Raw genomic sequence first — 15,760 nt, forward strand, 5'->3', positions numbered from 1 at the left:
AAAACACAGTAGGTTCAGTTGAAGAAAGAGGGGAAATATGGGAACAATTTCGGTAACAAAGATAAACTTTCAATTAAACTAAAGTTTTGCAACTATGTTATCAAAAAAATAGAAAGAGGTAAATATTTATGAATAAACTAACAATCATGAAATCACAACAACAAGAAGAAATTATTAAAGTGGATCAAGAGGGTGAGACTGATCAGGATGTATTGGTAGAAGTTGAAAAGGAAAATCCTCAGTCAACTGCTGTAGACTCACAATCTACAATTGCTATCATATCAGCAAGAACAAACAAGCACGATAAATCAATTGGGGGTAATTTAACTATGGAAACATTTAACAAACAAGGATTAAAGCTAGCAGAGGAAATTAAAACAAATCCAGAATACAACTTTATCAAAAAAGATCTAATCAAATTTGGCTTCAATTCTATTAGTTTAGAAGAATTAGTGAACTGGGTTTCTTTCTATAATATGAAGGTTTTTGAAGAGATTACAGGTGATAATGTACAAAATGAAAGAAGATTCACTCCAGAAATGTTTGACTTATTAACCAAATCTGAGCGTGAAGAAATTGGTGATATTTCAGAAGAAGATAACCAAGATCAAATTGTAGGTTACTTTTACGCTGATGGACAAACTCAATACCTTAAAAACAATGGAGGAAAAACAGTTATGGAAAAAAAGAACACTCAAAAAGTATCGAGTATTTTAGAATTAAAAGAAATTAAGACTAGTAGACAACTATTATTTACTCTAATAAAGTCAGAAGTGGTAAGTTTTTATTCATTTAAGCTTGATGAATTTGATTATGATTTTCACTCAAATCATGTGAAAGAGGAGCTATTGGACTTAATGGAAAAGATTTCAGGTGGGGAATACGATGGTATGATAAATGACTTAATTCCAAATGAAAATTATTTTGATAATCCTTTTAACCTTACTGTTGAAACAATAGATGACCTAGAGGGGTGCGGAAATCTTGAGATTAAAGTAAAATTTAATTTTAATTTTATTAAAGAAGCCAAGGCGAGTGATAGTAGTCTTTTAGATAAAAACAGCTGGATGAACAATTTTAGTCTTTAATTGGTGTTATTGGGCAAAGGTTTTGCAAATAACTAATGTGCATCATTTATCATTTCTTTTGTCTACTACTTTAAATTATAGCACCTAAAAGTTCACATGTTGGTGCTGTAATTTTTCCAGAAGATAAGGATGGAACGTGCATTTTGAGGCTCTGAAGTTCCATTTTATCCTTATTTTGTACATGGATTTTCAAAGTGTAACTAACAAAAATAAATCAAAAAAGTAGCGTAAGCAAAAGATTAATTTATTGTAAGGTGCGCCACTTAGCGGTCTACGCTAAGTGGTCACCTCGGCTAGGGGGAATGAGTGAAGAATGAGCGAATGACGTGGCGCTGTAGCCCAATGCTCTTTACCTTTGTCGTAAAATAGCACTAAAAATGGTTGCTAAGTTTTAATGCACATATTGAACCGCCTCATGTCACTAAATACCAATAAAACTCTATCGAATCAAGTACAAAAAACTGTACCCGAATCGGGGTACTAAGGTTTTATCCTTAATAGGTCGATTCGGTACAGAGTTTTTATAAGGATAACTCAACCAAAGTATGTAATAACCCGAGATCATAGCTTCGTTTTTATAGCAAACCACCATAAAGGAGTTGATCGAGATGGCTGCTAACAATAGCGAAACTTAGCCATTAGAAAAGGGAATTAAATTGGAAAAAGTATTAAAAGGCGAAGCAGTTCAAATAATAGATGCCACATGCGGAAAGGGAAAAACTTCTTGGGCAATTCAGCTGATGAATGAGTCTGATGAATCAGAAAAATTTATGTTTATTACTCCATTCTTATCTGAAGTCAGAAGAATCAAAAACTCTGTTACAAATAGAAAGTTTTCAGAGCCTGAGGTGGATAAAGACAACGTAACCAAACTAGACAGTTTAAAACGATTAGTAAGGCAAGGGAAAAACATTGTGAGTACACATGAGTTATTTTCAAATATTGATGAAGCAACATTAACTTTTATCAAATATCATAATTACACACTTATTCTAGATGAAGTAGCCAACGTCATTGTACAAGCACAAATTTCGGGAGATGACATTAAATTATTGCTTGGTCATGATGGGAATGAACCATACGTAACGGTTGATGAATATGGTTTTGTTACTTGGAAAAAAGAAAAATACGATGGCACATTTAAGCGGATTGAAAGGTTAGCCAAGACAAATAATTTGATGATATTCAATAATACAGCTATGTTTTGGACATTTCCTGTTTCAGTATTCAAAGCATTCAAAGATGTTTTCATACTCACCTATATGTTTTGGGGTCAATCGCAGCGGTATTATTTCACCATGTTTGGCGTTCCGATGTATTTCAATTCTGTGGAATTAAACAGTGAAACAGGTCGCTTTGAGTTAATTCCATATGTTAAACCAACACAAGAGGATGTTGCAATCCTTAAACAAAACATCAATATTTATTACCCGACTAAATACAATGAAAAGGATATGAACGTAGTAGGCGATAAAAGAGGTGCGTTCAGTCATAATTGGTTGACAGAGAATGTGAAGGATAAAGAGATGGTTAAATTAATTAAGAGTCATGCTTATAACTTTTACTGGAACAAATGCAAGGTAAAATCTGAAAAAGTCATGTGGACATGCTTGAAGGATTTTGAAAAGAAATTGACTCCTAAGTCAGCAAAGAAACAGTTTGTACAAATAACGGCTAGAGCAACTAATGATTACGTCGATAAAGAAGTTTGTATATACCTTGCAAATCGTTTTATGAATCCAGTTGAAAAGAAATTTTTCGAGTATCACAAAGTCAATGTTGATGAAGATTTCTGGGCGTTATCAGAATTAATTCAATGGCTTTTCCGAAGCAGAATAAGACGTGGAGAACCAATTGAATTATACATTCCTTCAAGTAGAATGAGAGGGTTATTAGAGAAGTATTTAAATGGAGAAGCTATTGCGTGGTTTGAAAAGGAGGAAACCCACACTGTCATTGTATAATTGTCTTTTAATAGATGTTATTTTTTGCATAAGTGATTCTTTGAACCCATATAGTTGTTGGGGTTTGTTCTATTTTTCTTATAGAAGAAATTATATAAAATGCATAAACAGTGATGGAAAAGAGTCATATACATGTGTCTGTCGTAGCGTAGCGAAGATTAGTACATGGTCGGGGAGGAGCAAGTGAGGAACTAACGAGTGACGGGCTGACAAGCCTAAAAGCTTTTTCAAAGGAGAATGCAAAGGAGAAAAAGAAGGCGCTAGCCCCGCCCGTCACTTCGCTTACGCTCAGTTCCTCCTCAGGCTGTTGCTCGTTCTTCACTGCGTTCAGAACGGCAACTATTATAATCATTTGGGATTTTTGTACAATGCTCAGAATGACAAATCATGATTGAACGTAGGAAGGGAATTAAAGAACTTAAAACAAGTTAATAAAACTGTCTTTTATTGTTTGCTAGGAATTGTTTTTGTCTGTTTAAATAAGTAATATAGATGTTACAAGAAGAGGAATAAAAAAGGTTGCTGTAAGGGTTAGTATATGAAAAAACTGACAAAAAGACCCGCTCAAAAAATTGAGCGGGTATTCCTTTTAATTGAAGTGATAATAAAGTCTTATATTGTCTATGAAGGCAGCGTCAGAGCCATAAGCAACAGAACCGTCTTTTCTATATGTTAACATTACAACATGATTTCCAGGGGAAAGATTATGGGTAATATTTTTCCAACTATCACTATAGTAACTACCTGCTTCGTTCACCACCAATTGTCCGTCGATTGAAATACTAAAAATATCACAACAAGGTTCGGAACTTACCAAGTAGTCTAATGAAAGTGATGCATCTACTGCATTTTCTGGAACGCTTACGGTAAACTCACTACTTGAAGAACCGTAATTTCCTATATATGCACTTCTTAAAGCAGTAGTAGAATTGGAACTTTGAGTTTTGAACCAGCTTCCAGTGATATTGAATATATTGGAGTCATTTTCGAAGTCTTCAACTTGGCTAATTTCTTTAAGAACTTGAATTGGCAGTGTCTCAACTGTTTCTCCGTTCGAAAGAAATAACGAAATCAGATTTCCATCAACTTGAAGACCAATTTCTGTTAAATTTGCTGGTACTGTAAATCCAAAATCATAATTTCCGTTTGAATCTGTGGTTGCAGTTCCTAGTTCACCGAATGAAATCTCTTTATTAGCTATAATATTACCGTATTGGTCGGTTAATTGTCCTTGGGCATGAACTTCCTCTCTAGCATTCAATGGTTGTTCTTTTGACAATAAAATAGTTGCTTTTGAAGCTTCAGCAGGAACGACTTGTAATGGACTTGGCATGTACAAAAATCCATTGCTAACTGCGCTAAAAGCTACATTTATACTTTGTGTTTTTGTAGGTGCTTCAAATGGGAAACTTACTACTCCATTGGCTGGACTAGATTGCAAAGTTGGAAAGTCCTCATTTTGAAAAGCTAAAGTTAGTGCTTCATCATTTTCTACTAGGTTGCCATAACGATCAAATACTTCGAACTTTACATCAGTTGTTTTACCAGCTTGAACGGAATCAGTTAGACGTATAGCCTTAGCTGGGTGTCCAGCTAAAAATTCAACTGTTGCACCCGCTTCTTTGGTATTAACTGCATCACGATAAATACCATCATTCGAAGTAACAGTTAGGTTTACAACCTCTTTCTTATGGTCTGTTAACTCAATAATTCCTTTTCCGTTACTCTCTGGTGTAATTGAAACCGAAGTTGCAGAGAGATTAGCAGAGTCAGAGGTTACCTTAACTGAAGCATTTTTTGCAGGTTGTCCGTAATCGTCGGTAACAACTACATCTATCTTTCCGTTATCAGTGGTTCTAACCTTTGTTTGTTCGGGAGAAATACTAAGATGTGTAGCTTCTCCAATCTCAGAACCAGTTTTAAAATTGAAAGCAAAAAATTTCTGGTCAGTTGTAACTGTAATAGTATACGTACTGTATCTATTAAATACATCGTGCGGGATGTTGATAGTCCTAGAACCTACATCATATGTACTAGAAACTTGTTCACCATTAATTGTAACCTGATAGCGCCCTCTTTCGAAAACTCCCGCTTTTTCATCATCGCCCAACACAACTTTTATAGGAGCATCAGGGCGAATTCCAGAAGATTTGTTTTCTGGAGATACTGATGCTACAGACAATTGTGCTAGAGTCTGCTTCGTGGTTGTACTACTACTTGTGGTGCTAGTTGTTTGGTTGTTACTCTCTGCAAAACTCGTAGCTGGACTAACAGTAAGTAGTGCAGCAAGAGTAGTTGCTAAAAGTGCTTTCCTATTCATTTTCAATCCCCCATTTTATATTTTTAATCACATAGAATATAATAACAAGTTTATATTGAGAAAAATGTCGAATTTTGGAGGAAAAATCAGTATTTTTTACTAGGTCGAATAGATTGGTGAATGACCTATTTTTTCCGAACAAGAGACAGAAAATGAGGAAATTCAAGCATTAGAGGATGAAGCCTTTGAATGGATTGAAGATAAAGGTTTTACTGAAGAGGTAAAGAAGTATTTTGATAAAAATAGTCTTATGTTTAGCTAATGAGTGCTTTTGTAATAAGTAGGAACGCTTTTTTACACAGGGGGAATAGGGAGCGATTAAAACCCTTACCTATCTGTATGAAGAAGAGGTATGGTAAAATAAGGGTAATTTATTAAATCTAAGCTATATGACTGATTAGCAACCAGTCGTGATAATAATGATTATTGAAATGGATGGTTATTTTCATCAAGTTCTACTTACAGGTAAAAAGTGTTCCAAACAACAGTTAAAACAAAAATATTTACAAGCAAAAGAATTAACCTATGAGATAAAAGACCTACCTAATGTCTTTTGCAGGCTTCACAATTTTGAACAAATTCCCTATGACTGTGATATTAAGGTCGAGTTTGTGATTGATACTGATACAGATAGAATTTATTCACCTTCTTATTAAGGTAACAGATGCGTTTCTGTAATACAGGAACGCTTTTATTGTATTGTGGTAACGGAGCGGTATGGTGAATAGACAGTCCATAACACACGTCAACAGACACACAGAATATTCGTTAAGCCTTCCTAATGCTTTAAGCGGTATTAATTATCTAACTACAAAATGTACTCTCCAAGAACTGAATATGAACCATTAGGAGAATCATATCGACCTTTTCCCTTAGAGCCTTCTTTCTCCAATAGTTCAATAATTTTGTTCACGGAGGAAATCAGTATCGCTCCCCTACGTGGGGGCAGTTACATATCTCTCTTATTCTATATTCGTCTCTCTTATTCTATTTAGTATCTCTTCTTACAGTACCACCAAGTAACTTAGAGAAGTTACTCTGTTGCAGTGTATAGGATTGAAGTAACTCCTAAGAGTTACTCTGTTCCAAATAGCTTTGAATTAAGTAGTTAGACTTAAAAGCTGTAATAAGTTATGTTAACGAGTTAAGGATTCCCTATGATGTTGAATTATTTGTTCAAACTTATTACTCTCAGTTGAAATTATATACTGGGTATGCCAGAGGCTACTCCCATGATTTATTTTAGAAACTGGAAATTCCTTATACAAAAACCTAGCAGACCCTCCTTTAAGGGCTTTAATAAGGTTTGGAATATAATGAGTGGTTTGGCAGCTAATAGTAAGTATCACACTATTTAAATTGAACTCCAATCCCATTATCTTAAATTCATGATTAAGCGAAACGCTTTTGAAATAATTCTTAATAAAGTCAATTTCATACGTTTCGAGTGGAACATTATTTTTAGTAAAAAAAGCAATGTGATATTGCAGAAAACATCGGTGGTATTTGTTTGAGTATAATTCAAGCATAAGTTCCCTCCAAGCCTTTCTATAATTGTTATAAAGCACAAAATTAGTTCTATTAAAACTTTAACAAAAATTATGAATTTATTACAGCGATTAGGAAAGTGGGATATACAGCGGTTCTTTAGTTTTACACGAGATTAAAAAGAACTTGGAAAACATCCAAGTTCTTTTTCGTGTTGAGTAGAACCATATATGAGGAAGCAGAATGAGTCTTTAATGTCCGCATGCCTTAAACACTCAGAATGGCTCGTGGTGGCTTCTTAAGAGATTTTATCCCCCTTACTACTCTGTTTTGCTCAATATTACATCTGAGGCATTATGTAAGCCTGTTGAGTAGTTCTGAATTAGTGAATTTGTGTGATTCAGAAAGCACACTCAGTTACAAACAAGCATTCGGTAAATTTCCGACACGACTCAAATAATGGACATACTGAAGACCATTAAGATAGTACTGTTTAGTAAAAATCTAATGAAATTCCAGACCAATCGCATGAATTAATAAAAAGTGTAATGTATGTAGCTAGTGATTTCGAGGAAAATAATAGGGAGGAAGGAGGGGGTAATAATTGAAGAATCAACAAATTCCAGAACATAAAATGAATTTTACAGGTGAAGTAGGTCAAGCACTTGAAAAGGCGGCTAATATCGGGACTAATAATATTGCCTCAAAAAAAGTAGCAGCAAAGCAAGTCAATACTAAAGAAGAGAAGTAACGGCAAGTATACTTGAGGTTATTTTGTAAAATAAGGTAGACAAAATACTGCTAAACAAAAGACAGTGAGCAACGTACCAGCTTACTGTCTTTTTGCATAAAAAAAGTTTATGAAGAATAAAAATCCCTTTCTGTTCCCCACTGCTTTAATACTAAAATAAAATATGATAGTTCAAACAAGATGGTAAGCTGCGGATTATGGCGTACCTTCTTGAGGTACATAAAATTTGACTGTCTATAACCTATCGCTCGCTTTATTTTTTAATGAATTTAAAGGCTTGTTGATAATCTCTTCCTTTACTATCCTCTTTCCAAGTTATTACAACCTCAATCTCATTAGCATTTACCGAAACAGGAAAATTGTTTTGAATAAATACATGACCATGTTCATATTTACTTACGTCTCTTACTTCTCTTAGTTCCTTCGGAACTTCCATTTTGAATAGTCCATGCTTAGTTACTGAATTTAGTTCATTACGGAAGCCTTCGATCTTTACGTTATAAACCCTTTTCCCGATATTTGTAACATTTAAGCTATACATATCGTATACGTCTTTTTTTGGTTTTGCCATTTTAGGTTCATATTTTTCAACGTTTCCAAATACAACCTTCCATTGACCAGTTTCCTTAGTAATTGGAACTCTAAATAGTTGAGTTGAGTCTTTATGGGTTTGAGCAAAGACAGACATTGACACCATACTAACCAATACTAAAACTAGAGAAAAAGCTAAAATCTTTCTAATCATTTTCATCCCTCCAAAATGTATTAATCCTGTCATAGTATTCCCAAAGAGATTGAAATAATCTTTGCACACCGCTCTGAAAATTTTAGTGTGTTTTAAGGTGACCTCTTGCTATTAGAGGATGGTAGTAGTGTATCGCAGTTGCTTCTTAATAGTTATTCATTTAAACACAGGATTGAATCTAAGGGTATGATGTAAGCCTGTTGCGACATTCCCTAATGGTTAGCGTTTCTGTACTAAACAGGAACGCTTTTTTGTGTTGAGTTAATGAACAGGTTTGTGGAAGAAGAATGGTGAATTTTATGGTATAATTTGGTATATAGAGGGAGATGGAAATGAATGGACAATGGGTTTATTAAAATTAGAAAAGCAGTTATAACCGATGCAAAAGGAATAGCCAAAGTACACGTTGATAGTTGGAAAACTACATATGCTAACATTGTTCCAAATGAATATCTGAATAATCTGATATATGAAGAGCGGGAACAGATATGGATAAATAACATTCCCGATGGCGGTGTATATGTAGCAGAAAACAATAAGGGGGAAATAATTGGTTTTTCTTCGGGTGGAATAGAAAGAAGTGGTAAATATAATGGGTTTGATGGGGAGTTATATGCAATATATATTTTAATAGAGTATCAGGGACAAGGTATTGGAACAGCACTTGTTAAACCAATCATAGATGAAATTAAAGAGATGGGACTTAAATCAATGCTTGTTCTTGTCATAGAAGATAACAGTTCACGTCTATTTTATGAAGCACTTGGCGGCAAAAAAATAGATACTATTAAAGTAGAAATTGCAGGGAAGAAACTTTCCGAACTTGTATATGGTTGGGATGATATTAGGAGTATTTTATAGTTTCATTCTTCAACAAACAGGTGTGTTTCTGTAATAAGCAGGGACTTTTTTTATAACTCTAGAAGAAGTAAGCAATAACTTCAAACCCCTTGGCTAAGAGTATGAATAATTATAAAAATTTAAAGCTTGAGGACGAAAACCAGCCTCAAGCTTTTTAGTGTTTTATCTATTGTTTTGATATCAGCTGAGACACCTTGTCAACAATTACTTGTATTATTTGAGGGTTATTCGTAATTGAATCGGTAATATTTTGTTGCTGACTTTGTGGTGTATTTGGAGTTGAAAACTCAACACCAAAGTATTTATTAACAAGAGTTTGTTTAACTTCTTTTTGTTTCTCTGGTTCTAAGTCTTTTAAATATGGGTCAAGTGAAGCAAGTTCCAACTCTATTTTTCTATTCCGTCGTTCTTCATTCCTGTGATTTGTAGCTTGTTTTGCACAGTAGGTGAACAGAGTAATTCCTACACCAGTCAATACTATTCTACTAACGAGAGCAGTCCAATCAAAAGCACCTTTGTGCATTAGTAGGAAGACTACTCCAAATACGATTACAGCCACCATTGAAATCAAAGAACCTATATTCCACCAAAAAGCTTTCTGACCTTCGTCATTAGCAATTTTTTGATAACCATGTGCAAGACCCTTCATGCTTATGATTCCTACAATCTTTTCAGCCTCTTTATTCATAGCGTGAATTTGATCAAGTTCAGTTTGCATTTTTGATTTAAAATTATCTATTAAAGATTCGAATGTATCCGATTGTTCATTTAATTGTTGTTTTAATGAATTATCACGAGATTCCAAAGTATCATTGAACTCGGATTCACTTCCTTTAAGGAAATCATTGAATAGTTCATTTCTTTGAGTTTGCCCTTGCAAAAATTGACTTTGAAATTCATTAACTATGGAGTCAATTCTAGTCTTTTGGCTTTCAATTGAAGAAGTAAGTTCATTTAACTTTTCGGTATTTCTTGTTAAGGCTGAGGAAGCTTCTTTTGCGTCTTTCTCAAGGTGTGATAGATGTTGACCAACAGACTGCTTAAATCTAATTATAGAACTTCTTACGCCTTCAATTTCCTCTGGAGTTTTAGTAATAACTAATTGGGAAAGGTTTACAAGTAAATTTTCAAGGTAACTAAAGATATTATTCAAATGTACTTGGTTTCTATCACTCTTGTAATTACTTATTTCGCTTAAAACGTTTGATATTGGACTATTTATATTGTCCAAAGTATTTGTTGAGATTAACCATGGGTCTGCTTTGTCTAAAGTATCCTTTAGAAAACTAAAGGTATCATTTATACGTCCTAACATTTGCAAATCTTTTGTTGACGTATTTGAATTATTAGAGGAGTCAATTTCATTTAAAATTCGAATAACATTTTCCATATTTATATATGAAGCATGAGCAGTGATTCTTTCTTCTAATGCAATTTGCACCGTCTGTTCCTCCCTTGATACAATCCATATATTTCTGATTATATAACAACGTTCGCTATTAATGTTGGAATTTTGACACAAGCAAAACGCACATAACCACTTATGGTGAATTTAGGCTTAGCTAAGTCTGATGTTTGGTGTCCAGTTAGTAAGATTTGGTATGAAACAGAAACCACTCTCATTCACAAACAAGCATTCGGTAAATTTTCCGACTCGACTCAAATAAAAGGTAAGGTTTAACACGGTAAAGTGATAAACCGCATAGTAATAAGCTGATGTTGTTCGAGACGAATCTTCGATGGATTATGTAACCCTATTCATCATACATCCTTGCACCCTTGTTAATAGATGACCTTAATGGTGCAAATACTTGAAAGTTATTGCACCGTTTTATTGACCTTGCTATAATAGGCTTCACAAGGTGCATTAACTTAGTGCAATAAATGAATGATGAATAGTGAGGATATAACATGAAATATGGATATGCAAGAGTCTCGACAGTAGCACAAGATTTAGAGGTTCAAATTCAAGCATTACAAGCGGAAGGTTGCGAGGTTATATATAAAGAGAAGTTCACAGGTACTAAAACAGATAGACCAGAGTTCAACAAGGTGCTTGATGTATTAAAAGACGGGGACACTTTGGTGGTAACGAAATTAGACCGTCTTGCCCGTAACACAAAAGAAGGGATTGAAGTAATCGAGAACCTATTCAACAGAGGCATTAAAGTTCATGTTCTAAATGTTGGTCTATTGGAGAATACAACAATGGGAAGGTTCTTCTTGACTACACTGCTCGCTGTGGCTGAAATGGAACGTAACTTAATTGTAGAACGTACTCAAGAAGGTAAGGCATTGGCAAAGCAACGAGATGATTTCAGAGAAGGTAGACCAAGAAAACACTCCAAGCTACAAGTTCTACATGCTTTAGAATTGCTTAAGACTCATACATACAAAGAAGTTGAAGAAATGACGGGAATAAAGAAAAGAACACTAATTAACAGAAAGAATGAACTAGAAGCAAAGCAACTATAAGGAGACTCCCAACCGAGGAGTCTCTTTCCTTTTGATAATGATAGGGGGGCGTATTTTCCACACTTTTAATGGGGTTAAATGGAAGATATCCCCTATGTACCCTTATCCACACGTCACAGATGATTCGAAACGAAGAAGAAAATAATCATTGAATCAGCGGAAGAAGGAATTGCAAAACAGAATGTTGTAAAGAGGGAAGACCAACAAATCCATACCAAGCAGCAGGTGAAAAATGCCTTACAATTGCTTGAGACACTTGATTACAAAGAAGTGGAAGCAATGACAAGTATAACGAAAAGGACTTTTATACGTAGGAAGAACGAGCAGAATGCTTAAAATGTATGTTTAGAATCCAGCAATAGTAAAATGAAGATGTGAGTATGAAAAAATGGATATCAAGATTATTAATTATTATTTAAATAATATAGGAACAAGAGGGTAGTAAATAAATATTGCTGCTCTTTTTATATACCTTCAAAAACCTAATATTTCTATGGTATGATTTTCCTATTAAGTTGTTTGAAGGAGTAGGCTGTTTATGAAAATTGCATTAGTCAGTTGTACTAAATTAAAAGCTAATTATCCATGTACGTCTAGAGAGATGTATCAAGAGTCAACTTTGTTTAAGAAAGCTGTCAAATTCATCGAACAGCGGGATTACGATGAGTGGTATGTGTTGTCTGCAAAGTATGGACTATTAAGACAACGTGATGTAATTGATCCATACGACTTAACCCTAAATAATATGAAAGCAGCAGAACGTAAAACATGGTCAGAGATAGTTCTAAGGCAAGTACACAATATGCAATGGGGCATAACTGAAATAGATTTTTATGCTGGAGAAAAATATCGACAATACTTAATTCCTGCTCTTAAACAAATGGGAATCGTATGTAATGTGCCGCTACAAGGAAAAGGGATAGGACAGCAATTAAGTTTTTATACAACCAATACAAAGTAATCGATACTGAGGTGTCTAGCAAATGCCAATACCAAAAAATATAACCAAAAAGCATGTAATTGAAGCGATTAAAAAGGTCGATAGTGAAGGAGTACCAGAAAGAAGGGAATCAACAAGGTTCAATCTTTCTTATGAAGGTAAATATTATCCTCCTAAATATGTTATTTCAATTGCAAACATATTTGCCAATGGTGAAGAATATCCACCATCATTGTTTAGCGGTGGAGATGAAACTAATAGGTTTTTTAGAGGTTTAGGGTTTAGCATCATTGAAAATGAAATTAATACGATTGGAAATCAAAATGAAGGTAATCTTTTAAGTGTTCCAGCACTTGAACCTGTAAGTCGTTCACGTGAATATAATCTTTACGAAGACCCAATAAGAGATAGGGTAGTTTATGAATCTCTTTTTCATGGGAGAACTCGCCGCTGGCTTGATGAGCATATCATAGGGTTGAATCCTGATGAAAGCCGTGGCTATCAAGCCATGGGAATACTTCATTTTATTGGATTAAAAGATAAACACAAAGGTATTTTCAAAGGACTAAGCATTCATGAAGCTGTACAGCTATTAGAACAGCAGGATTCAGATTTCAGTTTAGTTATTCAGTGTCTTAATAGGATTAATAATCTGATAGAGAATAGCCAAAAGTTAGTAGAGGTAATTACAGATGATATTGATTCAGAAAAGGCTGAAGATGATAGTTATTACAAGGATGGTGCTGTTAAACAGTATTATGGTAAGCGATATGAAAGGAATCCAGAAAATAGAAAAAAGGCAATTGAAATTCATGGCTTAAAATGTGTTGCTTGTGGATTCAACTTTGAAGAGGTTTATGGTGAGCGGGGGAAGGACTTTATTGAGGTGCATCATGTTAAACCATTAAGTACTATAGGTGAAGAGGTTACTATTGAGCCTAAGGAAGACCTCGTGCCTGTTTGTTCGAATTGCCATAGAATGATACATAGACGGAAAGATGATGTGTTAACTGTTGAAGAATTAAAGTTTATGATATCTCAGCGTAAATAAATGTGATAAAAAATGGTGATCTTCAAATGTAGGCAATGTTTAAGTTTTTAAGGGGGAACGTGTTTTGACCAGTTATATAATCCCATATTTAGACCCAAAGATACATAATAGGGAAGAAGACCCGTTATTCTCAGAGTATACTTATGGAGATGATGGGAATAGAGGAATAATTTTAAAAACTAAAGTTTCAAAGGGGGACTTTCTTTTTTTTTACAAAAGTATAGAAAATAACCCCTGTATCACTGCATTTTACGAAGTGGAAAAGGTTTTGGATATTAATAAAGCAAAAACGGATAATTCTATCATGACTAAATACCAAAATCCTCACTTATTTAGAAATAAAGTTCAAGAGAATGAAGTAATTGTTTTTGGTAATCCAGAAAAATCAATGATATTCGATATCCCAATGGTAGTTAACAGGGCATTACTAGAGGAATTATCGATTAATTATAATCCATCGCCGAATCATACAGAACTGCAAGCTCTTACGTTAAAGTTAAGATGGAAGCGATTAAATAATTCGCAAGTAAACCTATTACTGGAGAAAGTGAATCCACTGCATAATGAGAGTTTTCTAAAACTTCAAAAAGATTTAGAATCACCGATTGTTTTGGATAAAACGGAAAAAGAATCGGTTGTTAAGGCACGTATAGGACAGTCAATTTTTAAAAAGGCTCTTTTATCGGTTGAAAAGAAATGCAGATTATGTGGGGTTTCAGATGAGAGATTCTTAGTAGCCAGTCATATTAAGCCATGGAGTCAATCTAGTAATCATGAGCGGATGGATGTCAATAATGGATTATTACTATGTCCTAATCATGATTCTTTGTTTGATAAGGGTTATATTGGTTTTGCTGATGATGGAACAATTGTGATTTCAGATAGTTTAGATGAAGTGACAAAGGTTTTTCTTAATATCAATGAAACTATGAATTTTAAAATGAATGTGAGCCAGGAGAAATATATGAAGTGGCATCGAGAGAATGTATTCAAGATGTAAAGATTTAGTGGAATTAGTAAAATAAAAGGACTAATAGGGTATGTAATCAAAGGGGGGAAGTAAGTGGATTTAATATTCGATAGAGAATATCTAAAGTCTCTGTTTGTTGGCGACAAAGAAAAGAGGATTCGTAGAGTAGAAGAATCTCTCCGAAGGGTACATGAATATTCTGTTAATGGACAAGAAAGTAATGTAAAAAACCTGAAGCATATACTCCAATCTGATAAAGATGAAACAATTATCACACTGTATACATTTGCAGCCATTCACAAGAGTGAAAATGATGGATGGAACGATATTCTAACAAAATGCTTTCCAAGCGAGTCATGGAACATACATAATACAAATCTAATGTTAGAGCAAGCCATTTCACCTTCGAAGAATATGCAGGATAGATTAAGAGGTCATGCTCTTTCTAATCCAGTTAAATATCTAAGAGAACGATGTAATTCTGAGAAAATGGTCGAAGGAAAAACTAACTTTGATGCTTTGTTAGAGGTAAATACTGATAAGAAGATTTTCTTCGAGTGTAAATATACTTCTGATATATCCTATCAAACAACGTATGTAACAGAAAGAAACCAAATAGCTAGATGTATCGAAGTAGGATTAGAAGCAGTGGACTATAATGTAGATAATTTTTATTTTGTATTAGTTACTCCCGAACGTTACAGGGAGTTCCCAGGAAGTAGGCTCTACTATTTTAAAATGAAGCAATATCAAAATGACCCTACGGCTCTTGCTATGGATTTACCCACTCTTACAGAATGGTTTGGAGATAAAGAATGTCATGAAAAATCAGTCAAACTAATGAAACATATAAGTTGGCTGACTTGGGAAGATTGCTTTAAAACCACTCAACAAATGAAACACTTAACACCCTTACAGGTTGATTCATTAAAGAATTTTTACAGTGATAGAAACATACTACCTTTTTAGTTGTTCCTATAAGATAACTAATAAATTTTTGATTTTATTTTCTAATATGTTAGGAATCAATAGTTATAGCCTAAAAAATCTTTACCTTGATAAATTGGTAAGCAAAGAACCGATGTATTATATACATAAAAAAGTAGT

At 34.1% G+C, this 15,760-nt stretch carries 14 protein-coding genes; 10 read left to right on the forward strand and 4 right to left on the reverse strand.

The window, feature by feature from the left end:
• Positions 1-128: 128 nt before the first annotated feature.
• Positions 129-1,088: a hypothetical protein gene (locus J7E66_RS15825; RefSeq protein WP_215001591.1), complete on the forward strand. Its 960-nt coding sequence runs from the start codon at positions 129-131 to the stop codon at positions 1,086-1,088.
• A gap of 656 nt (positions 1,089-1,744) precedes the next feature.
• Positions 1,745-3,052: a DEAD/DEAH box helicase family protein gene (locus J7E66_RS15830; RefSeq protein ID WP_215001593.1), complete on the forward strand. Its 1,308-nt coding sequence runs from the start codon at positions 1,745-1,747 to the stop codon at positions 3,050-3,052.
• A gap of 589 nt (positions 3,053-3,641) precedes the next feature.
• Here J7E66_RS15830 and J7E66_RS15835 read toward each other — a convergent pair.
• Positions 3,642-5,372: an Ig-like domain-containing protein gene (locus J7E66_RS15835; protein ID WP_215001595.1), complete on the reverse strand. Its 1,731-nt coding sequence runs from the start codon at positions 5,370-5,372 to the stop codon at positions 3,642-3,644.
• A 1,136-nt stretch (positions 5,373-6,508) separates the two neighbouring features.
• Positions 6,509-6,901 (reverse strand): transposase, encoded by a 393-nt coding sequence (locus J7E66_RS32890; protein WP_215001597.1) that lies wholly within the window; start codon positions 6,899-6,901, stop codon positions 6,509-6,511.
• 563 nt (positions 6,902-7,464) lie between these two features.
• Between J7E66_RS32890 and J7E66_RS15845 the strand changes: the two genes are divergently transcribed.
• Positions 7,465-7,611 carry a hypothetical protein gene (locus J7E66_RS15845; RefSeq protein ID WP_215001599.1) on the forward strand — a complete coding sequence of 49 codons (147 nt, stop codon included), beginning with the start codon at positions 7,465-7,467 and terminating at the stop codon, positions 7,609-7,611.
• Between the two features lie 253 nt (positions 7,612-7,864).
• Here J7E66_RS15845 and J7E66_RS15850 read toward each other — a convergent pair whose 3' ends face one another.
• A complete protein-coding gene (locus J7E66_RS15850; protein WP_215001601.1) occupies positions 7,865-8,356 on the reverse strand; it encodes a hypothetical protein in 492 nt (163 codons plus the stop codon).
• 336 nt (positions 8,357-8,692) lie between these two features.
• On the opposite strand from J7E66_RS15850, the gene J7E66_RS15855 reads away from it, so the two are divergent.
• Positions 8,693-9,217 carry a GNAT family N-acetyltransferase gene (locus J7E66_RS15855; RefSeq protein ID WP_215001603.1) on the forward strand — a complete coding sequence of 175 codons (525 nt, stop codon included), beginning with the start codon at positions 8,693-8,695 and terminating at the stop codon, positions 9,215-9,217.
• Positions 9,218-9,383: 166 nt separating this feature from the next.
• Here the strand turns inward: J7E66_RS15855 and J7E66_RS15860 are convergent, their stop codons facing one another.
• Positions 9,384-10,658 (reverse strand): C48 family peptidase, encoded by a 1,275-nt coding sequence (locus J7E66_RS15860; protein ID WP_215001605.1) that lies wholly within the window; start codon positions 10,656-10,658, stop codon positions 9,384-9,386.
• A gap of 470 nt (positions 10,659-11,128) precedes the next feature.
• Here J7E66_RS15860 and J7E66_RS15865 point away from each other — a divergent pair, with 470 nt between their 5' ends.
• The 6 genes from J7E66_RS15865 (at position 11,129) to J7E66_RS15890 (ending at position 15,622) form a co-directional block, all read left to right on the forward strand.
• Positions 11,129-11,692: a recombinase family protein gene (locus tag J7E66_RS15865; protein ID WP_215001607.1), complete on the forward strand. Its 564-nt coding sequence runs from the start codon at positions 11,129-11,131 to the stop codon at positions 11,690-11,692.
• 225 nt (positions 11,693-11,917) lie between these two features.
• Positions 11,918-12,028 carry a hypothetical protein gene (locus J7E66_RS32895; RefSeq protein WP_215001609.1) on the forward strand — a complete coding sequence of 37 codons (111 nt, stop codon included), beginning with the start codon at positions 11,918-11,920 and terminating at the stop codon, positions 12,026-12,028.
• Between the two features lie 202 nt (positions 12,029-12,230).
• A complete protein-coding gene (locus tag J7E66_RS15875; RefSeq protein WP_215001611.1) occupies positions 12,231-12,653 on the forward strand; it encodes a DUF6884 domain-containing protein in 423 nt (140 codons plus the stop codon).
• A gap of 22 nt (positions 12,654-12,675) precedes the next feature.
• A complete protein-coding gene (locus J7E66_RS15880) occupies positions 12,676-13,683 on the forward strand; it encodes an HNH endonuclease (protein ID WP_215001613.1) in 1,008 nt (335 codons plus the stop codon).
• 64 nt (positions 13,684-13,747) lie between these two features.
• The gene (locus J7E66_RS15885) at positions 13,748-14,683 is read left to right on the forward strand and encodes an HNH endonuclease (RefSeq protein WP_215001614.1); all 936 of its coding nucleotides are present in this window, start codon (positions 13,748-13,750) and stop codon (positions 14,681-14,683) included.
• A 63-nt stretch (positions 14,684-14,746) separates the two neighbouring features.
• Positions 14,747-15,622, forward strand: coding sequence for a hypothetical protein (locus tag J7E66_RS15890; protein ID WP_215001616.1), 876 nt, complete (start codon positions 14,747-14,749; stop codon positions 15,620-15,622).
• The last annotated feature ends 138 nt before the right edge of the window (positions 15,623-15,760 follow it).

Source organism: Bacillus sp. ISL-7 (genome assembly GCF_018613065.1).